Annotated in this window: 19 protein-coding genes, 2 tRNA genes, 2 pseudogenes and 1 riboswitch; of the genes and pseudogenes, 6 read left to right on the top strand and 17 right to left on the bottom strand. The window is 67.0% G+C overall.

The annotated features are described in order from the left end of the window. Positions 1-261 precede the first annotated feature (261 nt). Entirely contained in the window at positions 262-783 is a 522-nt protein-coding gene (locus tag KY499_RS15340; protein ID WP_258190818.1) for a hypothetical protein, read from the top strand. A 28-nt stretch (positions 784-811) separates the two neighbouring features. Here the strand turns inward: KY499_RS15340 and KY499_RS15335 are convergent. The 4 genes and pseudogenes from KY499_RS15335 to KY499_RS15320 form a co-directional block, all read right to left on the bottom strand. Further along, positions 812-1880: pseudogene (locus tag KY499_RS15335) on the bottom strand (UDP-N-acetylmuramate dehydrogenase). A gap of 109 nt (positions 1881-1989) precedes the next feature. Beyond that, positions 1990-3321 carry an MFS transporter gene (locus KY499_RS15330; protein WP_123257033.1) on the bottom strand — a complete coding sequence of 444 codons (1332 nt, stop codon included), beginning with the start codon at positions 3319-3321 and terminating at the stop codon, positions 1990-1992. 3 nt (positions 3322-3324) lie between these two features. Beyond that, a complete protein-coding gene (locus KY499_RS15325) occupies positions 3325-3762 on the bottom strand; it encodes a MaoC family dehydratase (RefSeq protein ID WP_219885768.1) in 438 nt (145 codons plus the stop codon). 2 nt (positions 3763-3764) lie between these two features. After that, positions 3765-4226, bottom strand: coding sequence for a MaoC family dehydratase N-terminal domain-containing protein (locus KY499_RS15320; protein ID WP_123257031.1), 462 nt, complete (start codon positions 4224-4226; stop codon positions 3765-3767). Between the two features lie 171 nt (positions 4227-4397). On the opposite strand from KY499_RS15320, the gene KY499_RS15315 reads away from it, so the two are divergent. Both KY499_RS15315 and KY499_RS15310 read left to right on the top strand, forming a co-directional pair. Beyond that, positions 4398-4775 (top strand): helix-turn-helix transcriptional regulator, encoded by a 378-nt coding sequence (locus tag KY499_RS15315; RefSeq protein ID WP_219885767.1) that lies wholly within the window; start codon positions 4398-4400, stop codon positions 4773-4775. Further along, a complete protein-coding gene (locus KY499_RS15310; RefSeq protein WP_219885766.1) occupies positions 4772-6442 on the top strand; it encodes a SulP family inorganic anion transporter in 1671 nt (556 codons plus the stop codon). Before KY499_RS15315 ends, KY499_RS15310 begins: the two co-directional genes overlap by 4 nt. Here the strand turns inward: KY499_RS15310 and KY499_RS15305 are convergent. From KY499_RS15305 to KY499_RS15290, 4 genes are all read right to left on the bottom strand, one after another. After that, positions 6439-6663, bottom strand: a complete 225-nt coding sequence (locus KY499_RS15305; RefSeq protein ID WP_123257028.1) for a DUF3188 domain-containing protein — start codon at positions 6661-6663, stop codon at positions 6439-6441. The two genes, KY499_RS15310 and KY499_RS15305, sit on opposite strands and share 4 nt — an antisense overlap. Positions 6664-6779: 116 nt before the next feature. Continuing rightward, the gene (locus KY499_RS15300; protein ID WP_123257027.1) at positions 6780-7643 is read right to left on the bottom strand and encodes a CoA ester lyase; all 864 of its coding nucleotides are present in this window, start codon (positions 7641-7643) and stop codon (positions 6780-6782) included. Positions 7644-7852: 209 nt separating this feature from the next. Next, entirely contained in the window at positions 7853-8770 is a 918-nt protein-coding gene (locus KY499_RS15295; RefSeq protein ID WP_219887042.1) for an aldo/keto reductase family oxidoreductase, read from the bottom strand. Positions 8771-8850: 80 nt separating this feature from the next. Continuing rightward, positions 8851-10557 (bottom strand): glycoside hydrolase family 13 protein, encoded by a 1707-nt coding sequence (locus KY499_RS15290; protein WP_219885765.1) that lies wholly within the window; start codon positions 10555-10557, stop codon positions 8851-8853. Positions 10558-10623: 66 nt separating this feature from the next. Between KY499_RS15290 and KY499_RS15285 the strand changes: the two genes are divergently transcribed. Then, a complete protein-coding gene (locus KY499_RS15285; RefSeq protein ID WP_123257025.1) occupies positions 10624-11880 on the top strand; it encodes an ROK family protein in 1257 nt (418 codons plus the stop codon). A gap of 37 nt (positions 11881-11917) precedes the next feature. Here KY499_RS15285 and KY499_RS15280 read toward each other — a convergent pair whose 3' ends face one another. Beyond that, complete coding sequence (locus KY499_RS15280; protein WP_123257024.1) at positions 11918-12583, bottom strand: SDR family oxidoreductase; 666 nt, start codon at positions 12581-12583, stop codon at positions 11918-11920. Between KY499_RS15280 and KY499_RS15275 the strand changes: the two genes are divergently transcribed. Next, positions 12577-12909, top strand: a complete 333-nt coding sequence (locus KY499_RS15275; protein WP_148045269.1) for a hypothetical protein — start codon at positions 12577-12579, stop codon at positions 12907-12909. The two genes, KY499_RS15280 and KY499_RS15275, sit on opposite strands and share 7 nt — an antisense overlap. Positions 12910-12968: 59 nt before the next feature. Here the strand turns inward: KY499_RS15275 and KY499_RS15270 are convergent. Continuing rightward, positions 12969-13042 (bottom strand) — tRNA-Met (locus KY499_RS15270). Positions 13043-13104: 62 nt separating this feature from the next. Further along, positions 13105-13176, bottom strand: a tRNA-Thr gene (locus KY499_RS15265). A gap of 285 nt (positions 13177-13461) precedes the next feature. Continuing rightward, positions 13462-13536: riboswitch (cyclic di-GMP riboswitch) on the top strand. A gap of 15 nt (positions 13537-13551) precedes the next feature. On the opposite strand from KY499_RS15265, the gene KY499_RS15260 reads away from it, so the two are divergent. Beyond that, positions 13552-14163 (top strand): hypothetical protein, encoded by a 612-nt coding sequence (locus KY499_RS15260; protein WP_123257023.1) that lies wholly within the window; start codon positions 13552-13554, stop codon positions 14161-14163. Between the two features lie 280 nt (positions 14164-14443). Here the strand turns inward: KY499_RS15260 and KY499_RS15255 are convergent, their stop codons facing one another. The 6 genes and pseudogenes from KY499_RS15255 to KY499_RS15230 form a co-directional block, all read right to left on the bottom strand. Continuing rightward, positions 14444-16567 carry a DEAD/DEAH box helicase gene (locus KY499_RS15255; protein WP_219885764.1) on the bottom strand — a complete coding sequence of 708 codons (2124 nt, stop codon included), beginning with the start codon at positions 16565-16567 and terminating at the stop codon, positions 14444-14446. A 473-nt stretch (positions 16568-17040) separates the two neighbouring features. Then, on the bottom strand, positions 17041-17694 hold the full coding sequence (locus KY499_RS15250; protein ID WP_219885763.1) for an MOSC domain-containing protein: 654 nt from the start codon (positions 17692-17694) through the stop codon (positions 17041-17043). A 132-nt stretch (positions 17695-17826) separates the two neighbouring features. After that, the gene (locus tag KY499_RS15245; protein ID WP_219885762.1) at positions 17827-19107 is read right to left on the bottom strand and encodes a glycosyltransferase 87 family protein; all 1281 of its coding nucleotides are present in this window, start codon (positions 19105-19107) and stop codon (positions 17827-17829) included. A 6-nt stretch (positions 19108-19113) separates the two neighbouring features. Next, positions 19114-20317 (bottom strand): annotated as a pseudogene (locus KY499_RS15240) (cystathionine gamma-synthase). Positions 20318-20388: 71 nt separating this feature from the next. After that, positions 20389-21774 carry a cystathionine beta-synthase gene (locus tag KY499_RS15235; protein WP_123257018.1) on the bottom strand — a complete coding sequence of 462 codons (1386 nt, stop codon included), beginning with the start codon at positions 21772-21774 and terminating at the stop codon, positions 20389-20391. A gap of 92 nt (positions 21775-21866) precedes the next feature. Next, complete coding sequence (locus KY499_RS15230; protein WP_123257017.1) at positions 21867-22292, bottom strand: VOC family protein; 426 nt, start codon at positions 22290-22292, stop codon at positions 21867-21869. Positions 22293-22366 lie beyond the last annotated feature (74 nt).

Raw genomic sequence — 22366 nt, 5'->3', positions numbered from 1 at the left:
GCCTGCAGCCCAAAGGACTTTTGGGCTGCAGGCCGCAGCCCGTTAACGGCGTCGAACGGTCCGGGCACGACGGCGGTGCCCCTCGGCCTGCTGCATGGCTGCCCGGGTGCCCGCACCGGGCGTGCACCGGGGACCTGCTGTCCCACGGTGCACGAGGCGGCCGGCAAGGTCCTGGACCGGGAGGGACGCCCTGTGCGGCTCACCGGCCGGCGTCCCGGTTGTTCCCAGCCGCCGCCCAGCGGATATCCCTACCATTGATGCATGACCATGAGTGAGCTGTGGCCGCAGATACGGCCCCTGTGCCGAAGACTGGCCCTGCTGGGCTGGATCTCCAGCGTTGCCGGGATGAGCGCCGGTCTCGCCGTCGCGATCGCCGGCGGCACGAGCCTGTCCCCGCTGATGAGCGCCCTGCAGCTCGGTGCCGTGGCCTGCCTGGCCATTACCGTGGTGAGCTTCATTGCGGCCGCCGCCCTGACCCGGCGTCTGGACAGCGCCCCGCTCCGGGATGCCGTCGCGGACCCCGACGCCGGCGACCTCACGGCCACGATGCGGAACTTACTCTTCGGATCAGTGGCGCTGCTGGCGGGAGCCATCGCGTTCGCCTGTGCCGGCCTTATCCTTCGCAACGGGCCCAGTGCCCAGTCCGTGGCGTTCTGCCAGGTCTTCCTGCTCGGGGCGGCAGCGTCCGGCTTCACATATATGATTTTCAGCAAAACCACACCGCCGCACGGGGCTGACGGCCGGGACCCGGTTCCGCCGGTCTCCCGGCCAGCGAAACCGTAGTCGCCTCGTTTCCTGAAGGGGACGCGTCCTAGAGTTCGCAGCCGATCAGCAACGGTTCCGGGTGCAGTTCGATGCCGAAGCGTCCGGCGACGCCGCCCTGCACGTCGCGGGCGATTGCCAGCAAATCAGCTGCGCTGGCGCCGCCCCTGTTGGTGATGGCCAGAGTGTGTTTGGTGGACAGTGCGGCCCCGGCCGCCAGAAACGCTGTCCGCCTCCAGCCCGAACCCCTTGCCGTAGCCTGCCTTCTCGATCAGCCAGGCCGCCGAGAGCTTGACCAGGCCGTTTGAGCCCGCAGGGTACCGGGGGGCGTCCTCCGGCAGGCCGGCCGCGGTCTCGGCCGGAACTAGCGGGTTGGTGAAAAAGGAGCCTGTGGAATAGGTATCCCGGTCGGCTGGATCAAGCACCATGCCCTTGGACGCGCGGAGCCGCAACACCTCACGGCGGACATCGGTTGAGTAGGCCCGGTGGCCGGGCTCAACCCCGAGAGCGCGCGCCAGCTCGGCGTAGCGGATTGGCTCGCTCATCCGGCCCAGCAGCAGCTGGAATTCCACCGTGAGAACCACGTATCGCGGCGAGCCGCTGACGGTGGTCTGCTTGAGGATGGAATCGCGGTAGCCGAACTTCAGCTCGGAATTGGTGAATGTCTTCACGGCGTTCCGCTCCCGGTCCCAGGTCCGCACCGCGGCAATGGTCTGAGAGACGTCGGCCCCGTAGGCTCCCACGTTTTGCACCGGGGTGGCGCCCGTGGCCCCCGGGATGCCGGACAGCGCCTCGATCCCGGACCAGGCATGCCGGACAGCGTGTTCCACGAGGCCGTCCCAGCTGTGGCCTGCCTGAACGACGACGGACACGCCGCCGCAGGAGTCTTCCGAGTTCACCGTCAATCCGGTCGAGGCGATCTTCAGGACGGTTCCGGGGAAGCCGTCGTCGGACACCAGCAGGTTGGACCCGCCGCCGATAATCAGCAGCTTCTCCCCCGCAGCGTCGGCGGTGCGGACGGCGTCGATGATTTCCGCTTCGGTGCCGGCTTCGAGGTATGTGCCGGCGGGGCCGCCGACGGCGGCCGTTGTCAGGGTGGAAAGCAGTGTCTGGGTCACCTGACCAGCCTAACTGGAATCGTTCAACCGGTTTGCCGGGCCTGGCTGCGGTCATCGCACCCTCGCGAAATCGAAACCGGGAACTGGAAAACGGAGCGTTTCCCGGAGTCTAGCTTTCCGCCTTTAGCCGGTCCAGCGGCTTCGCCACCGGGGCGAGCAGGAAGCTGGCGACGAGCATGACCATTACGGCCAGCAGGGAGTGGAGGATGCCCACGTGTTCAGCGAGCAGGCCGAGCAGCGGAGGCCCGCACAGGAACGCGCCGTAGCCGATCGTGGAGACCACCGAAACCCGCGCGGCGGCGGTGCGGGGGTCATCGGCGGCGGCGGACATGCCCACCGGGAAGCCGAGCGAGGCGCCGAGTCCCCAGATGGCCAGGGCCACGAAGGCCAGCCACGGTACCGGGGCGAAAACGAAGAGGCCAAGCCCCAGCACGGCCATCGCGGCGCACCAGCGCATCACGGGGACTCGGCCGAAACGGTCCAGCACGATGGTTCCGCCGAAGCGGCCGATCGTCATGAAGGTGACAAAGAGGCCGTAGCCCGCGGCTCCTGCCGCGTTGGACTGGCCGTGGCCGTCCGCCAGCGCGAGCGCCACCCAGTCCCCCGCCGCGCCCTCCGCGAGGGCCAGTCCCAGCACCATAAAGCCCAACAACAGCGTCCGTGGGTCGCGCCAGGCCTGGGCGATCTGGCGTTTGTTGTCCAGCGGGAGCTCCACGGCCGTCCCACGTTCCTCGTGGGCCCCCTCCTGGCGGATCCGGACGATGGGGATCGGGCCCGTGATCGGGTCCTCGAACATGTCGACTTTGGCGGGAGTGAGACTTTTTTGGGCCGCCAGCGGTGTGCTGTCGGCGCGGAACCATTGCGCCGCGGTGCTGACCGAGCCGGCCACCAGCAGTCCGGCGGCGGCGAGGTGCCAGAAGACGGGTACCCCGGTGCCTGCGGACCAGGCACCCAGTCCGGCTCCCGCCACGGCGCCGAGGCTGAACATCCCGTGCAGTTGGGGCATGATGTGCCGGCCCACCGCACGTTCGACGGCGGCGCCCTCCACGTTTGAGGCGGTGTTCCAACTGGCGGTGCCCAGGCCGATGACCGCCAGCCCTGCAGCAACGGCCAGCGGATTCGCCATAACCGAGGTGCCGAAGCCTGTCAGGACCAATCCGCAGCCGACCAGAATGCTGCCGATCCGGATGGTCTGCCTGGAGCCAAAGTGCAGGACGATCAGGCCTGAGGCGGATACCGAGACAAACGATCCCACCGTCATGCAGAGCAATAGCAGCCCCACGGAGCCCGGTGTGAGGTCAAGGCCGTCGCGGATGGCGGGCAGCCGGGAAATCCAACTGGCGAAAGCGATGCCGCTGAAGCCGTAGGCCGCAGCGACGGCATTGCGCCACCGCGTGATGTCACGGGCTGTGGCGGGACGGGCGCTTCTCACCGGTTTCATCGGCTAGGACAGCAAAACGACGGCCTGGGCTTTGACCAGGACTTTCTGGCCGCCCGACACCACGGTGAGGTCCACGCGGGCGGTGCGGGCATCGGCGTCGAGCGCCCCGATCGCACCGCTGACTTCAATAACCGCGCCGGCATCCGGCGTTCCTGTGGTATCGGCCACCGGGACAGGCTTGGTGAAGCGGGTCTGGAAATCGACGACGGCGGCAGGGTCCCCGGCCCAGTCGGTCACGAGCTGGACGGCGGAGCCCATCGTGAACATCCCGTGTGCGATCACGCCGGGGAGGCCAACGCCGGTGGCGAAGGCTTCGTTCCAGTGGATGGGGTTGAAGTCTCCAGAGGCGCCGGCGTACTTGACGAGGTCCGTGCGGGTGACGGTGATGCTGCGGCTGCCGATGCTCTGGCCGACGCTGAGGTCTGAGAATGTCTGGCTCATGGTTACTGTCCCTCTCCGCGGACCAGCAGGGACGAGGTCGTTGTGGCGACGGCTGCACGGCCGCCGTCGGCATCCAGCGCGAAAATTTCGGCGCGGGTGGTGATCATGGCGCCGCCGCCCATCGCACGGACACCGTCGACGGACAGTTCGGCAACCAGCCGGTCGCCGGCGACGATGGGACGGTGGTGGGTGAAGCGTTGGTCTGCGTGGACCACGCGGGAGAAGTCGATGCCGGACTCCGGATCTTCGATGAGCTGCGCATCGGCCCGCTGTGCAACGATGATCGCGAACGTCGGGGGCGCCACGAGGTCACGGTGGCCGAGCGCCCTGGCCGCGTCGACGTCGTAGTGGGCCGGGTGGGTCGCCTTCACTGACCGGGCGAACTCGCTGATCTTTTCGCGGCCGACGTCGTACACCTCTGCGGCAGGGTAGCTGCGTCCCTGCAGATCCGGATTGATAGTCATGGAATCAAGACTAGCGCCACGCCCTTTGCGGGCCTGCTCCGTGACGCCGCCAGGCCGGCGTGGTCCCTGTCCGGCGACGCCCGTTTCAGATCATGCGTATGATGAAAACATCATTCCATCAACTGATCGCAGGTCCTGAATGGACAGCGGCGCGGGAGGAACCGGCCACACATGATTTCCTCGGCACAGATCCCCTTGTACGAGATTAAGGCGAACCTTTTTAAGGCCCTGGCCCACCCTGCCCGGATCCGGGTGCTGGAACTGCTGGCGGCATCCCCGGACGGCCAGGCGCCGGTCAGCTACCTGCTGGCCGAGACCGGACTTGAGGCCTCGCACCTCTCCCAGCACCTGGCTACCCTGCGCAGGCACGGGGTGGTGACCTCGGTCCGGTCAGCAAACACCGTGACCTACCAACTGGCGCACCCGAAGATTTCTGAGCTGCTGGCCATTGCCCGCACCTTCCTCCTGGACAGCCTGGCGGAATCCGGAGAGCAACTGCAGCTCGCCCAGGAGCTTCCGGGTGAACATCTGGGCGGCCTCGGATTGTGAGGGCCGCCCGCACGTACCTCGGCAGGTTCCTGCCGTCCCGCCACGATTACCAAAGCCTGCACTCGGCCTGGAAGACGGACCTGCTCTCAGGAATTACCGTAGGCATCGTGGCCCTGCCGCTGGCACTCGCCTTTGGCGTCAGCTCGGGCGTGGGTGCCGAGGCCGGGCTCATCACCGCCGTGGTGGCCGGTCTGGTCGCAGCCATCATGGGCGGTTCGAACGTCCAGGTCTCCGGCCCTACCGGCGCCATGGTTGTGGTCCTCGCCCCGGTGGTCGCCAGCCACGGCGCCGGAAGCATCGCGGTGGTCTCCCTCCTGGCTGGCCTGCTGGTCTGTGCGCTGGGGCTCAGCGGGCTGGGCAGGGCCGTGGCCTTCATCCCCTGGCCGGTGGTGGAGGGTTTCACGCTCGGCATCGCCGCGATCGTCTTCCTCCAGCAGGTCCCGATGGCCACCGGCACCGCGGGCGTCCCGGGCGAGAACACTCTTCTCAGCGCCATCGGCAGCGCCTCCCGGTCCAGCTTCCCCACGGCCCTGCAGACCCTGGCGGTGGTCGCGGGCGTAGCTGCGGTGATGTTGCTGCTCCCGAGGCTGCACAAGGCGCTGCCGGCCAGCCTGATCGCGGTGCTGTTGGCCACAGTGGCTGCCGATCTGCTTCGGCTGGACATCCCGCGGATCGGCGCGCTGCCGCATTCCCTGCCCACGCCCGCCATGCCGGCCTTTGACGCATCCCCCGTCGGTGGCCTGCTTATGCCGGCCGTGTCCATAGCGGCCCTGGCGGCCATCGAATCCCTTCTCTCGGCCCGGGTGGCGTCCGGGATGGTCGGCCCGGACGGGCGTCCCACCGGCGCTTACGTCCCGGACCGCGAACTCACCGGCCAGGGCCTGGCCTCCATGGCGGCCGCGTTTTTCGGCGGCATGCCCGCCACCGGTGCCATTGCCCGAACGGCGGTGAACGTACGCTCCGGCGCCAAGACCCGGCTCTCAGCGATCGTGCACGCCCTCGTGCTGCTGGCTATTATCTATCTGGCCGCCGGGCTGGTCGGTCGGATCCCGCTGGCGGTCCTGAGCGGCATTCTGATGGTCACGGCGACCCGTATGGTCTCCAGACGGACGGTGAACGCCGTCTTGCGCTCCACCCGCGCCGACGCCGCCGTCTTCGTCCTGACAGCGCTCATCACGGTGGCTTTCGATCTCATTGTGGCCATAGAGATCGGGCTCGCAGCCGCGGCAGTGTTCACCTTGCGGAAGTTCGCCTCGCTCAGCGGGGTCCAGCGCGAGGAGATCCCCGGTGAACGTGTTCCCGGGGATAAGCACATCGCCATCTTCCGGCTGGACGGCGCCATGTTCTTTGGGGCCGCGGAGCGCGTCCTGCAGGAAATCAACAAGGTCCAGGATATTCAGGTGGCCATCATCCGGCTCTCGCAGCTGCGGATGTTGGATGCCACCGGAGCACATACCCTGGTGGAAGTCATCTCCGCATTGGAGTTGCGCGGGGTGACGGTCCTGCTCAAGGGCGTCCAGCCGCAGCATCTCGATCTGGTCACCAATGTCGGGGTGATCCGCTCGCTGCGGCACCACAAACACCTGTTCACGGCCCTGGCTGCGGCCGTGGAACACGCGCGAAGCCATGTCCGGCCGAACGCAGACGCTGGTGCGGCCGCCAGCTAGCGCTTGAGGCTCTTGCGGATGGCCTGGCCGCGAACCACAAGTCCGGCAATGTGCAGGATAAGTCCGAGCCCGATGACCGGCAGCGACGCGAGGGCGAGTCCCTGGTTGCCTGAAGTGTTGCCCACGATGGTGAGGATCATGCCGACGGCGATCAGGCCCATGGCGCTGAAAACGAGCGTCTTGTAAGCGGTGGAGGCGGTGGCCCAGAATTCGGTCAGCATAGTTCCAGTTTACCGGCGCGAGGTGGCACCACATCCCGGGCACCATCCCAAAAGACCCCGTGGACCAGATATCGGGTATCGGCCACGGGGTCTCCTTGTTTACTGCAGGTTCCGGATCAGAGCGCCGGCCGGACGTCGAAGGCCACGGCGAGCTTCATGATCTTTTCGGCACGGCCCAGTCGCGGCAGGTCCGAACCGTCGCGGATCACGCGGCCGCCGGCTTCGAAGTCCGCCATAAACTCGGTGGCCCAGGCGACGTCCGAGGGGGTGGGGCTGATGACCTCGTTGATGACGCTGGTCTGGTCAATCGCGAGGCAGAGCTTGCCGGTCATGCCCATCGTGACCGTGATGCCGGTCTGTTCGCGCAGGATGGGATGGTTGGTCCCGACGGTAGGGCCGTCGATGGGACCCGGCAGGTTGCCGACGCGGCTGGCGACGACAAGCTTGGCGCGGGGGTAGGCCATGGCCTCGGGGGTGGCGGCCATGCCGGTATCTCGGCGGAAGTCGCCGGAGCCGAAGGCCAGCCGGAACGCACCCTGGGCCTTGGCGATGTTATTGGCTTCCTCGATGCCCACGGCCGACTCCACGAGCGGGATGACCGGCGTCTTGCCGTCCATGCGGTGGAAGCTTTCGGTGACCTGGTCCGCGGACTCGGTCTTGGCCAGCATCACGCCGAGCAGGCCGGGGGTTCCGCGGAGACCGGCGAGGTCGTCGGCCCAGAAGCGGCTGGTCGCGTCGTTGATCCGCACCCAGGCGTTACCGCCGGCGGCCAGCCAGTTCACGACGTTATCGCGGGCGGCGTCCTTCTGGGAAGGGTCCACAGCGTCTTCGATATCAAGGATGATCGCGTCTGCCCGTGACTCTGCGGACTGATCGAAAAGTTCCGTCTTCATTGCATTGACCAGCAGCCACGAGCGGGCAATGTCGGCGGGGATGTTGCGCTGGGGCCGGACGGATCCGGCGATGGTCGTAGAGGTCATACACCTACGCTAGCGGCAGACGGGCGACTTCAGCGAAGCAGTCCAGTCGTATATGGGCCAGATACGAGGAAAATCACAGCCGCATTAGTCCTGCCTCGACGCGGAAACCCGCCAGCGCTACGCAAAAGGCCCTGCGACACCGGAATTCCGGTGTCGCAGGGCCTTTCGCGTAGCGAAAAGCAGCCTGCGCGTCGAAAGGCTGAGTGCGGTCAGGGGATATTGCTGCCCCTGGCCGTGACCCAGAGCCGGTACCACTGCGCCCGGGTCATGGCTGCCGCCACCTCTGGGGCTCCGGCACAGGCCCGGATGCGGTCCGGGTTGGCGGTGCCGATCACGGGCGAGATCCCGGCCGGGTGCTTCATCAGCCAGCCCAGCACAATCGCTTCCCCCGTGGTGTTCCGTTCTGCCGCCATGGCCGCCACGAGGGCGGATGTGGCCGCCTCTGCCGGGGTCGGCGCAGACGCCAGGGCACCTGTATACAGCCCTTGGGCGAGCGCGCTGTACCCCTGCACCGCGACTCCGTGCCGGACGCAGTGTTCCACGGTGCCGTGCGGGAAACTGTAGTCCGCGCCCTCCGCATGGTTGACCAGCACGGCGCTTTCCAGCCATGCACGCTTCAGCAGGCTCATTTCCAGCTGGTTGGCCAGCACCGGGGTTTCCAGCCGGTCCTGCACTGCCTCGATTTGGGGCCCGGACATGTTGGACACGCCCAGTGCCCGCACCTTGCCTTCGGCCATGAGCTGCCCGACGGCGGACGCCACCTCCGCCGGGTCCATCAGCGGATCCGGCCGGTGCAGCATAAGGACGTCGACGTAGTCGGTGCGGAGCCGGGCCAGGCTTTCATGAACCCGCTCCAGGATTCCTTCCCGGCTCAGGTCGTAGTATGCGTCCAGCCCCTGTTCGTTGAGCCGGATGCCGCATTTGGTCTGCACCCGGATCCGGTCCCGGAGCCCGGGGGTCTGGGCCAGCACCTCGCCGAACACCGCCTCGGCCTTTCCCCGGCGGTAGATATCCGCGTGATCAAACAGGGTGATTCCCGCCGCATGTGCGGCTTCCACTGCGGCGGCGGCCTGGTCGACATCCGCAGACGAGTACGAGTCCTCTGACCAGCTGCCCCCGAGGCCCATGCAACCGTAGTTCAGCTCCTGGACCGGCCGCGCTCCGTCCGTCCGCTGGCGGGCGGCCGCACTCACCGGAGCCAGCCGGATCACCGGATCCAGACGGTCGTGTCGGCCGGCAGCTTGGCCCCGTCGAGGGGGCCGCTGCTAACCAGCACGTCACCGGCCGGCAGCTCCACTGGCTCCGAACCGAAGTTGGTCACGGACTGCCAGCCGCCCGGACGGCTGAAGTGCAGCACGTTCTCGCTGGCAGTCTCATGCCACTGCAGCTCCTCGGCGCCCTGGAGTTCGCGGCGCAGCTTGAGGGCCTCGCGGTAGAACTCGAGGGTGGATCCCTTGATGCCCTCCTGGGCCGCCACGGCGTAGCGGCTGAACCATTCCGGCTGCGGCAGGTGCGCGCCGCCGTCGCCGAAGCCGAAGGAGCTGCCTTCCGCGGCCCACGGCAGCGGCACACGGCAACCGTCGCGGCCGATCTGGACACCCCGGTCGCGGAAAAAGCTCGGGTCCTGGCGCTCGTCGTCGCGGATCTCGGTGACTTCCTGCAGTCCGAGCTCTTCGCCCTGGTACAGGTAGGCGGAGCCGGGAACGGCCAGCATCAGCAGCGTGGCGGCACGGGCGCGGCGCAGGCCGAGCTCGATGTCCAGTTCCTCGGCCGGGGCGCCGGCCAGCAGCCAGCCCTTGCCGTCCTGGCCCTTGGCGTGCTTGCCGTCGCCCTGCGGGAGGCCGTAGCGGGTGGCGTGCCGGACGACGTCGTGGTTGGAGAAGACCCAGGTGGAAGAGGCGCCGGTCTCGGTGGCCTCGGCAAGGTTGCGGGTGATGATCTCGCGGAACTCGTCGGCGTTGAAGTCGGCCTGCAGGAGGTCGAAGTTGAAGGCCTGGCCCAGGCCCTGTGGGCTCGCGTAGCGGGCCCGGCGGCTGGCGTGCACCCACGCTTCGGCGACGGCCGTGCGGGGCGGGTTGTACTCGTTGAAGACCTCGCGCCATTCGACGTAGATGTCGTGGACCGCGTCGCGGTCCCAGAACGGGTGCGAGCCGTCGTCGAATCCGTCGGTGCCGCTGTTGGCCTCGCTGAGCTCGACCTTGGACAGCAGCGGCTCGGTCAGGTCCTTGGTCAGGGCGTGCGCCACGTCGACGCGGAACCCGTCCACGCCCCGGTCGGACCAGAACCGCAGGGTCTTGAGGAAATCGTCGCGGATTTCGCGGTTGGACCAGTTCAGGTCCGGCTGTTCCGTGGCGAAGATATGCATGTACCACTGGCCGGGGGTGCCGTCGGGTTCCGTGATGCGCTCCCAGGCCGGGCCGCCGAAGACCGAATCCCAGTCCGAGGGCGGCAGCTCGCCATTCTCGCCCAAACCGTCGCGGAAAATATAACGGTCCCGTGCCGCGGACCCCTTGGGCGACGCGAGCGCTTCCTGGAACCAGACATGGCGGTTGGAGGAGTGGTTGGGCACGATGTCCGCGATCAGCTTGATGCCCGCGGCATGCAGCGCGGCGGACATTTCATCGAAGTCGTCCAGGGTGCCAAGCTTCGGGTCCACGTCGCGGTAGTCATCGACGTCGTAGCCGCCATCGGCCAGCGCCGAGGGGTAGAACGGGCTCAGCCAGACCGCGTCGATGCCGAGTTCCTTCAGGTACGGAACCTTGGCGGTGATGCCCTTGATATCACCCAGGCCGTCGCCGTTGGAATCGGAGAAGCTCCGCGGGTAGATCTGGTACACAGCCGCCTGGCGCCACCAGTTCGGATCGGCGGCGTTGTCGGAACCGGACAGGGTTGCCAGTGTGGCGATGTTGGACAAGGAAGAATCCTTCGGGGTTCGGAGCTGGTATTTTAGATACAAACTAAATATATTGCTGGTTCAATTATGAGTCCCACGGTAGAGGAGGTCAATATCGTGCTGCCCCAGACTGTTGTCGCCGCCACCCCGCAACTGCTGCGCCGGGTCAACGCCCAGGCCGTGCTGGGCCATGTCCGCAGCACCGACGTGGCCACCGGCACCGAACTGATGGCCCTTACCGGCCTGACCCGCGCCTCGGTAATCGCAGTCTGCGAAGACCTGATCCGGCGCGGCTGGATCCGCGAGCTGGACGGCGCCCGCATGGAGTTGCCCGCAACCGTCAGCCCGGAAAGTCCGAGGAAGGGCCGACCGGCCCGCCGGTTCGAACTGAATCCCGCGGCCGGCGTGGTTCTCGGCCTCGACATTGGCGCCGCGACCACCACGGCGGCGGTCGCCGACCTGCGTGGGAACGTCATCGGGCGTGCCAGCGGGCGCTTCCGTACCACCGATATCCCGGCCAAGGAAAGGATCCGCGTGGTGGACGCGGCCTGCCGGCAAGCACTGGAGGCCGCCGGGACAGACCCCGGCCAGGTACTAGCCGCGGGAGCCGGGATCGCGGCACCGGTGGATCGCGACGGCAACGTCCTGGTGACCCAGCACTTCTGGAGCCTGTTCGACGTCGGACTCCGCACCGCGCTGAAGGAGCTGCACGGCTGGACGGTACTGCTGGAGAACGACGCCAACCTCGCCGCGCTCGGCGAACGCTGGCGCGGTTCCGGCGCCGGCGTGGATGACCTTGTTGTGCTCCTGGCCGGCGAACGCCTCGGTGCCGGGGTCATCGAGTGCGGCCGGCTGCTCCACGGGCGCGCCGGCGCCGCGGGCGAAATGGGTTATCTGGATCTGGTGGAAGGCGTCGGGTCCAGCGACGGCATTGCCAGCCTGGCCAGGCAGTGGTCCGCGGAGGGAGCTGCCGCCGGCCGGTCCGGCGCTGGCGGTCACCCGGCCAGTGCGCGGCGGGTCTTTGAAGACGCCGCCGCCGGCGATCCCGCGGCGCTGGGAATCCTTGACCGGATTGCGGAGCGGATGGCCCGGGTCATCGCCACGGTGTCCGGCTTCGCCAATCCCGAGCAGGTGGTCATTGGCGGCGCCGTCGCGAATTCCGCGGGCGCCCTGCTCCCGGGCATCACTGCCCTGCTCCCCCGGTTCACCGCTACTCCCCCGCGGGTCACCGTGTCCCCGCTGGGCGACGCGATCGTCACCGTAGGCGCCATCCGGCATGCGCTGGACTATGTCGAGGCCAACGCCCTCGAACTTGCCCTGCCGGGCCGGACCGGCCAGCGCTAAAACCGCACCGTCCGGCCGGCCCCGCAGGGGACGCCGGCTACCCGCCGAGAGCCCCACCGAGGGCCTCGCCGAGGGGCATGTCGCCATCGCGGAACTCGATGGTGCGCCCGACGGTGGAGGGCCGGGCAAGGACGGCGACGGCGACGAGCGCGACGTTGTTCCGTGCGGTGGAGTTCCCGTCCGAGGTGTCAGCAGGGTTGACCTCGATGCGTCCGTTGCCCGGCCCGTCGGTCAGGGACCCCGGGCCCAGGATGGTCCAGCCAAGTTTGGTGCCGCGCAGGTAGGAATCCGCAGCTGCCTTGGATTCGGCGTAGGCGAAGAAACTGTTGTCCTCGGGGACGCCGTGATCCTCCCCGGCGCCCATGTAGGAAACCATGAGATAGCGCTTCACACCGGCGTCGACCGCCGCGTCCATGGAGCGGATGGCGGCATCCCGGTCCACCGCATAAGTCCGCTCCGGGGACCCGCCGCCAGCGCCGGCTGAGAAGACAACCACGTCGTGGCCGCGGAGCGCCCCGGTCATTTCCGCCGTCGTCGCATGCTCGATATCCAGCAGCGCCGGCGTGGCGCCGGTGCCGGCCACATCGTCCTGCTGCTCCGCTTTACGGATGACAGACGTGACTTCGTGCCCGTCCGCCGTGAGGAGCCGGGACAGTTCCATAGCCACTTTGCCGTGGCCGCCAATGATTGCGATTCGTGTCATTAGTCCAGTCTGTCCCCGAAGCGGGGGTTTGCGGACCTTTTAAGCGCTCCGGAAAACTGCCCGCCGTCGCCGGCCGGACCGCAGAAACCCGGCATAGCTCGACGCTCGGGGGCGCCGTCCCTGACGCGTCGCCTGACTTCCATGAGCCGATCCTGGGCTTTGCCGCCGTCTTCGGCGGACCGCCGTTGATGGTCCGGCCGGCCAACACCTGGATCCTTATCAACACCGGTGGAGGTACCGCTCCGGACAAACCCGACTTCCTGCTCAATGTCCCGGGCGACCCGGACGGACAATTGATCGAGGTCGAACAGACCGCGCCCAGGTGATGTGGGCCAGCGAGACAGAAAGACCCCCGGAATCAAGCGGATTCCGGGGGTCTTGCCTGTAGCGGTGGGGAGGCTCGATCTCCCGACCTCACGATTATGAGTCGTGCGCTCTAACCAACTGAGCTACACCGCCACGAATGAGGAAAGCCTGCGCTCAGCCGGTCAAAAACCGCCTTGACACAGGCCCTCATTCAGAGCCCCCCACCGGAATCGATCCGGTGACCTCGTTCTTACCAAGAACGCGCTCTACCACTGAGCTAGGGGGGCAACGAGTAAATACTTTACCGGAAGATTTCCGCATCAACAAATCGGTTGCCGTCGCAGGTCATGGGCACCACACCCGACGCGCAGCCTGGCATCCCAAGGATGCGCAGAGAGGCATAAATCGGGCAACCGGAGCAGTCAGCCGGCTTCGACCAGCCGGGTCCCGGCCCGCGGCCAGTCGCGCAACCGGATTCATCCCATACAACGGAATGAGGCAAGAAACACAGATTTAACGCATCGTCTTACTGCATCGATTGGATAAACTATCCAGGTAATCGGGCATCTGCTCATCGATAAAGGCAAAACCGGCGCGAGCCGGTGACGCAAAGCCACGGGACCCAAGCGGTCAGCCGGGTTGCCGACAGTGAAGGCCGCATCATGTTTCTAGTTCCCAGTGGCCTCAGCGCCGTGGCATCGCATCCTCAGGAACACGTCGCCGGCATCACGCCGCCCCACTATTCACATCCCGGTCACGGTTCGAAGCGCACACTGCCCACGCATCGCCCCCTCACGACCGGCACGCCTTCTCCGGCTATCCGAGAGGCCAATACACTGACGGCAATTCTGTGGCAGGGCCGGGAACTGCTGGGGGAACTCCTGGTGCTCCATAACGCCGACGGTACGGGTACCGTTCAGCGGCCGGACAGGAACTGGACCGAGATCCGTGATCACTTGCGGCTCTCCGGATTGAACCTGAACATCGCGGTCAGTGCCTTGGCGGATAAATGGAACGTCGCCGGCGACGCCGACCTGCGGACCTTGGCGCGGCTGGCGCCAGAACCGTGGCAATACATCTTTGAATCACACCTGTCCGGGCTCATGTCGCTGGTGGCCCATCGGCTGCCGGCCCCGGACACTGCGCCCTTCGCTGCAGAAGATACCCACCCGCAGGAATGCGCCGGGCCACCCCGTATCCTGAGCCATTGCCAGGCATGCTCCACCCCGGACTGGAGGATCCCCTCTCCGTGGCTCCGGCTCATCGGCTACTAGGCGTGGCCTGCACGTTCCGGGAAATCGGCGCTGAAATAACCTCCCCGCCGACAGCCCGGAGCTGGCACAGCTTGTCGCCGGCCGGCGCCCAACGTTCATGAACCGCAACGGCTCCGAGTGGGCCTGGCATGCCCTGGACAGATCCAAGCGTTGACGTTCGGCAGCACGCTTTGGCCGCCGGCAGAACAAGCCGAACCAGACGCCGGCCCGGGACAGGGCAAAAAGCAGGGGACCGGCTCGGAAGCCGGTCCCCTGCTGCAGGCCTAGAAGGCCTCAGTGGTTACCACTTGTTGCGGGGCTTGAAGCCGCCTTCGGTGCGCGGCTTGCGGGGGTCCGAGGACACGCCACGCTCGTTGCGGTCACTGAAGGAGCGGCCGCCACGGTCTGCGGAGGACCGCTCGCCGTCGGTCTTGCGGAATTCGCGCTTGAACCCGCCATTGCCCTTGAAGTTGCCGGCTCCGGAGTTGCCGCCACGGTCGCCGCCGCCGGAGAACCCACCGCGGTCGCCGCCGCGGTTGCCCTGGTAGCTGCCGCGGTCGCCGGAAGGCTTGCGGCCGTTGTCCAGTTCGAGGTGGATCAGCTCGCCGCCGATCCGGGTGCGGGACAGCGCCTTGAGCTGGTCGGCACTCAGGTCCGCCGGGAGCTCCACGAGGGAGTGGTCCGAACGGATGTCAATGCCGCCGATTTGGGCCGAGGAAATGCCGCCCTCGTTGGCGATGGCGCCCACGATGGACCCCGGCATAACGCGCTGGCGGCGTCCGACGGCGATCCGGTAGGTGGCGTTGCCCTCAGTCAGGGTGCGGGTCGGGCCGCGGGAGCCGAAGCCGTCCTTGGCGCGCTCGCGCTTCTGGAATTCCGGAGCTGCCGGCAGTTCCTTGACCAGGAGCGACTGTCCGCCCTGGGCCATAACGGCCAGGGCCGCGGCAATCTCCGAGGCCGGCACGTTGTGCTCTTCCTCGTAGGAGGAGATGAGGTCGCGGAACGCTGCTACGTCCTCGGACTCGAGCGTCTCCGTGATGCGCTGGGCAAACTTGCCCAGGCGCAGCGTATTGACGGTCTCGGCCGTGGGCAGGTGCATCTGCTCGACGGGCTGGCGGGTGGCCTTCTCGATTGAACGCAGCAGGTACTTCTCCCGAGGCGTCATGAACAGGATCGCGTCGCCGGAACGGCCGGCGCGGCCCGTGCGGCCGATGCGGTGCACGTAGGACTCGGTGTCGTGCGGGATGTCGTAGTTGACCACGTGGCTGACGCGCTCGACGTCCAGGCCGCGGGCGGCGACGTCGGTGGCGACCAGGATGTCGATCTTGCCGTCGCGCAGGGCCTCAACGGTCCGCTCGCGCTGCTGCTGCGGGATGTCGCCATTGATGGCGGCAGCCTGGAATCCGCGGGAGCGCAGCTTGTCGGCGAGGTCCTCGGTGGCCATTTTGGTCCGCACGAACGCGATGACGCCCTCGAACTCTTCAACCTCGAGGATACGGGTCAGCGCGTCGAGCTTGTGCGGGCCCATGACCTGGAGGTAACGCTGGCGGGTGTTGGCGCCCGTGGTGGTCTTGGACTTGACCTGCACCTCGGCCGGGTTGTTCAGGTACTGCTTGGACAGACGGCGGATCTGGCTCGGCATCGTGGCCGAGAACAGCGCCACCTGGCGGCCTGCCGGGGTCTGCTGGAAGATCTGCTCGACGTCTTCCGCGAAGCCCATACGCAGCATCTCGTCAGCCTCATCCAGCACCAGGTACTGGAGTTCGGACAGGTCCAGGGACCCCTTGGAGATGTGGTCGATCACGCGGCCGGGGGTGCCGACGACGACCTGGGCACCGCGGCGCAGGCCAGCGAGCTGCGGGCCGTAGGCGGAGCCGCCGTAGACCGGCAGGACGGTGAAATCATCGATGTGCTTGGCGTAGGAGGTGAAGGCCTCGGCAACCTGGAGGGCCAGCTCGCGGGTGGGAGCCAGGACGAGGGCCTGGGTCTTGCGGGAAGGACCGTTGAGGTCGTGGAGCTCGGCGAGCCGGGACAGCGCCGGTACTGCGAATGCTGCAGTCTTACCGGTACCTGTCTGGGCCAGGCCCACGACGTCGCGGCCTTCGAGCAGCAGCGGAATGGTTGCTGCCTGGATCGGGGACGGCTTCTCGTAGCCGACGTCCTGCAGTGCGGCCAGGACGCGGCCGTCGATGCCGAGGTCAACGAACTTGACGCCCTCATCTTCGGTTTCCTCGGACTTGGTGGTGTCCTCGGACTTGGCCGGAGCCTCGGCGGCGGGGGCTGCCTCAGCAGCGGACGGCGCCTCAACCTCGGTGGTGACCGGGGTGTCGGTGCTGGAGTCGGCTGCGGTTGCAGCCGTTTCAGAAGTCTCGACGTCGCTTTCGATGGTCTCGGTGTCGACGGAGTTGTTCTGATTTTCGGGCATAGGTGAATATTCCTCATCCATAGGGGCCAAGCGGCACAACCCGAGGTGAGCGGAGCCGCAGTACGCGTGACCGATAATGCCGGTCGTACGTTGACCGGCCGGTCACAGAAGCCCGGCGCTTTCGCAATCCCGTGGCAGGACTTCCCGCTGCAACTCTTGGCTGCTATCCCAGCAGTCTGTACAGCGTTTTCTTTAGCCGGCTCTCCCTATGAAAATGCCCGCATCGCATGTGCGGGCCCCAACACTTACCAGTCCTGCCTCAAGAATTGGGCAGAAAAAAGGGATTTCCGGAGTGGGGGATATTTCAAGTGTAAGGCATCCGGGCAAGACCTGGCCAACCGGGACGCCGCCGGGGGCGGTGAGCTTGCGCACACGGACTCTTGCGCACACGGACTCCGGAACCATTCCGGTGCGGGGAAGTCCGGAGCCCGACCACAGGTCTCTCCGGCCGGCAGGGTGGAGCCCGATACCCGCTATACGCTGAGCCGGCGCTCCAGCTTCTCGAATTCGTCGCGGTACTCGGGCTGGAGGCGGATCTCGCCGTCGGCGTCGGCGTCCTTGAGTGCTTCGATGTCCGCCAGGGTGGGATCGCTGAAGAACTTGGCGATGCTCACTCCATGGGTGGGGACGAAGATCCGGTGCATGTGGTCCCCGGCCTGGATAGTGCCGGTCCGGACCACCCGAAGGTAAGTGCCCACCCGCCCGGCGTCCGTAAAGCGCTTGACCCAGCCCGGCTCGCCGAGATGCCGTTGGAAAGTGGCACACGGAACGCGCGGCGAGGTCACCTCGACCTCGACCTGCAGCCCGATTTTCCAGCGTTCACCGATGATCGCATTCGAGGCGTCGATCCCGGCGATCCGCAGGTTTTCCCCGAAGATTCCGGGCGGGAGGTCGCGGCCAAGCTCACTTTCCCAGTAGTCGGCATCGTGCTGGGAGTAAGCGTAGAGCGCCTGGTCCTCGCCGCCGTGGTCAATCCGGCTGGCCTGGATATCGCCGTGGAGTCCGAGCTTGTGGACCTTGACGGGGCCTTCCACGGGACGTTTGTCGATCGCGGTCACACCGACGCTCCCCTCGACGCTGAGGAGCTGGTGTACGCGGCAGACGGCGAGCACTGATGCGGTGTCCATGGCACCAGTGTAGGCCCGCGGCGCACGGCCGGAGGGTGTTCCCCGTCCGCCGGAGCGTGTTCCTCCGTCAGGAGGAGAAGCCGCCGTCGGCCTTGATGAGTTGCCCGGACACCCAGCGGCCTTCGGGCGCCGCTAAGCCCGCAGGCGCAGCACGGACCGGGACGGCCGGTACGCCAGCGCCCAGTACACCAGCATGGCCATCCCGCACAGGACGCCGAGGCTGGCGACAATAAGCTGCCACTGCGTCTGCGGGTCTTTGCCCCACTCCTGCGCTCCAGCCGCGACGGCGAGGAATTTGGGGGTCAGGTAAAACGCCACGGCCGAGGCGGCCACAATGATCCAGCCTGCGAGCCGCATTTTTCCGTCCCTGGACGGCACCCGGTGGATTGCGAAACCCATGCACGGCAGCGCCACGGCCATCCACACCCAATGGTGGGACCAGGACACCGGGCTGATCAGCAGCATCAGCACGGCGGTCGCGGACACAGCCACAAAGTTCTCGTCCGCTGCCACGGCCCAGGAAATGACCAGCGCTGCCACGGCCGCGAGTGCCAGCGACAGCACCAGCCACACAATGCTGGTCAGCGACGAATCCGGCAGGCCCAAATGCAGCAGGAGGCCCTTGATTGAGAGGTTGTCCACGTACGCCGGGCCGCCGATCCGCCCGGTGTCCGGCAGGATCTGGGTCCAAAAGGTCAGGGATGCAGCGGGCAGCACGGCCCAGGCCAGGGCGATCGATCCGAAGAAGCCTGCCGCCATCCAGCCGAGGGCCTTGAAATCGCGGCGGACCAGGAAGTACAGGCCGAACGCCAGCGGGGTCAGCTTGATGCCTGCCGCCATGCCGATCAGCAGCCCCGCCGGCCAACGGATCTCGCCCGCCCGGGATTTCCCGTGCAGCGCGAAGTCCGCGAGGATCAGGCCCATCAGGATGATGTTGATTTGACCGAAGTCGAACGTGTCGCGCCACGGGCCCAACAGCAAAATCGCCGCTGTGCCGGCCAATGCGACGGACCGGAAGCGCCAGTCAGCGATGGCGTTCCGCCAGGCACCCAGCCGGAAATAGTGCCGTGCCAGCCAGGCGGAGACAACCGCCGCGCCCAGCAGTGCCGTCGAGATGAACATCAGGTGCCCGGCATCCCGTCCGAGCGCCGCGAGCCCCGCGAACAGCAGCGCGGCAAAGGGCGGGTAGGTAAACGGCAGCCCGTCCCGCGGCGCGTAGAGCTCGCTGACGCCGGCCGCCCCCGTCTCCAGCACCCGGTTCCCACCGTAGAAGTAGACCTCAAAATCGTTCAGGAGCGGAATGTACGAGGAGTACAGCACCACAAGCGCGGCGACGACGGCGAGAGCGCCGGCCGCCGTCGCGAGCCAGCCGCGGATGGTATCGGGCCTGGCTCTGGTGCTGGTGATGGTCACGGGACGCTAGTTGCCTGTCTTGAGGGTGGAGAGGGCGTGCTCGAGGTCGGCGATGAGGTCCTCGACGTCCTCGATCCCGCAGGAGAGCCGGATCAGATTGACCGGCACAGCCAGTTCGGTGCCTTTGACGGAGGCGTGGGTCATCTCCGAGGGGTAGTTCATCAGCGATTCAATGCCGCCCAGGGACTCGGCCAGGGTGAAGACGGAGGTTGACTCGGCCACCTGGCGTGCCGCCGCCTCGCCGCCCTTGAACTGCACGGAGATCATGCCGCCGAACTTCTTCATCTGCTTTTTTGCCAGCTCGTGGCCGGGGTGCGAGGGCAGGCCCCGGGTACAGCACGGCTTCCACTTCGGGGCGGGTCAGCAGCCATTCGGCCACGGCCTGGGCGTTGTCGCTGTGGCGGTCCATCCGGACCCCGAGGGTCTTCAGGCCGCGGGTGGTCAGGAAGGCGTCCATCGGGCCGGAGATGGCGCCGACCGCGAACTGCACGAAGCCGATCTTCTCGGCCAGGTCCGGGTCGTTGACGATGATCGCGCCGCCCACGACGTCGGAGTGCCCGCCGATGTATTTTGTCGTGGAGTGCACAACGATGTCGGCGCCGAGGGCGAGCGGGGTCTGCAGGTACGGCGAGGCAAAGGTGTTGTCCACCACGAGGAGCGCGCCGGCGTCGTGCGCCACCGTGGCCAGCGCAGCGATGTCGGTGATCTTCATCATCGGGTTCGACGGCGTCTCCACCCAGACGAGGCGGGTGGCGCCGCCGTCGGGGCCTCCAGTGGCGACGGCGGCGGCCACAGCGTCAAGATCGGACATGTCCACCGGGGTGTTGCTGATGCCCCAGTCGCCCAGCACCCGGCTGATCAGCCGGTATGTTCCGCCATAAGCGTCGTTGCCGAGCACAATGTGGTCCCCCGGCCGGGTCAGGGCCCGGATCATCGAATCCTCGGCGGCCAGCCCGGAGCTGAAGGAGAACGCGGCCGAGCCGCCTTCAAGGGCCGCCAACTGCTCCTGCAGTGAGTCGCGGGTGGGGTTGGTGCCCCGGCCGTATTCGTAGCCGGCGCGCAGAACCCCGATCGCTTCCTGGGCGTATGTGGTGGAGAAGTGCACGGGCGGGACCACGGCGCCGGTGCGCGGCTCGAACGCCTGGCCGGCATGCACGGCGCGGGTGTTAAAGCCGGTGTTCTGCGCGGACTGGTTTTCTGGCAAAGACATGTGCGGTCCTTTCGGCCGGTGACCGGGCCTGCCGCGACGGGCAGGCCCGGGCTCCGGGTCGGTTGCTGTGGTCAGTTGCTGAGGTAGTTGAGCAGATCGTGGCGGGTCAGGATCCCCACCGGGGCACCGACGAACGTCACCATCAGGGTGTCGTCTTCGGAGAGCAGCTCACGGGCCGCGGAGATGGATTCGAGCGAACCGATCACCGGCAGCCGGGCGCCCATGTGCTCGGCGACTTTGTCGGCAAGTTTTGCCTCGCCGCGGAAGAGCTTCGCGGTCAGGGTGCGCTCGTCGACGGATCCAAGGACTTCGCCCATCACGACCGGCGGCTCCTGGGAGAGCACCGGGATGTGCGAGACACCGAACTCGTTCATGATGTCGATGACGTCGCGGATGGTCTCGTTCGGGTGAACATGGACAAGTTCGGGGAGTTCGCCGTTCTTGGCCTTGATGATCTCCCCGACGGTCGCTTCGTCGTCGCCTGCCAGGAAGCCGTAGGAACGCATCCACTGATCGTTGAAGATCTTGCCAAGATAGCCGCGGCCGGAATCGGGCAGGATGACCACTACGACGGCGTCGGCGGGAAGGTCCCGTGCGGTCTCGAGGGCCGCGACGACGGCCATTCCGGAGGAGCCGCCGACGAGCAGGCCCTCTTCGCGGGCCAGCCGGCGCGTCATCGCGAAGGAGTCGGCGTCACTGACGGCGATGACGGCATCCGGGACGGCTTTGTCGTAGTTGGCCGGCCACATGTCCTCGCCGACGCCTTCGACGAAGTAGGGCCGCCCCGTGCCGCCGGAATAGACGGAGCCTGCGGGATCCGCACCGATGATCCTGACCACGCCGCCGTCGGCTTCCGGGCGCCCGGCCGAGACTTCCTTCAGGTACCGGCCGGTGCCGGTGATGGTGCCGCCGGTGCCGGCACCGATCACGCAGTGGGTGATCCTGCCGTCGGTGTCCTGCCAGATCTCCGGACCGGTGGATTCATAGTGGCTGGCCGGCGCGGCCGGGTTGGAGAACTGGTCCGGCTTGTACGCGCCGGGGATCTCGGTGACCAGCCGGTCGGAGACGCCGTAGTAGCTTTGCGGGCTGTCCGGCGGGACGGACGTTGCGGTGACAACGACTTCGGCACCGTAGGCGCGCAGGACGGCGCGTTTGTCCTCGCCGACCTTGTCCGGCACAACGAAGACGCAGCGGTAGCCCTTTTGCTGGGCGACGAGGGCCAGGCCGACGCCGGTATTGCCGGAGGTGGGTTCCACGATGGTTCCGCCGGGCAGGAGTTTGCCGGTCCGTTCGGCCTCGTCGATCATCTTCGCCGCGATGCGGTCCTTGATGGAACCGCCGGGGTTCAGGTATTCGAGTTTCACCAGGATGGTGGCCTCGATGCCTTCGGTGACGTGGTTGAGTTTGACGAGCGGCGTGTGGCCGATGAGGTCCAGAATGGACTGGGCGTACTTCATAGATACAAAGTTACCGTCTTGGGCGAAGAGACGGTGCCGCAGCGGGTGTGCCGACGCCCGCTGCGGGTCGCCGACACTCGCCGCTGCTGGGGTCAGGCCCCAATATCGTTCCGGTTCGCCGTGTCCGCTCCAGTCTCGGGCTCGGCGTTCTGCCACAGGCCGACGATGTTCCCTTCGGTGTCCTTGAAATACGCGGACCAGCCCATGCTGCCGACCTTTTGCCGGGGACTTACGGTGCTGCCGCCAAGGGACTCGATCCGGCCGAGCGCCTCATCAATATCGTCGACAGCCACCGTGACCACCGGCGACACAACCGGGCCCTGACGGCGGAACATGCCCCCGTTGATGGCGCCGGGCACGGTAGGCATACCGGAGTCATCCTTCGGCGTAGTCGTGATCATGGTGTAGCTCAGTTCCGGCATGGGCTGCACCCCCCAGTCAAAAGCTGAACTGTAGAACTTTGCCGCGCGGTCTTCGTCGTCGGCGGGAATTTCGAAGTGCACTACTGCTGGAGCCATCGCGCTCACCTGACAATCCATAATGTATGGCGGGAATCCGCGGCACGGGCGGTCCGCGCCACAACCAGAGTGTA

The organism is Arthrobacter sp. PAMC25284 (assembly GCF_019443425.1).
Classification (GTDB): domain Bacteria; phylum Actinomycetota; class Actinomycetes; order Actinomycetales; family Micrococcaceae; genus Arthrobacter; species Arthrobacter oryzae_A.
This window is presented reverse-complemented; position numbering and strand designations above follow the sequence as displayed.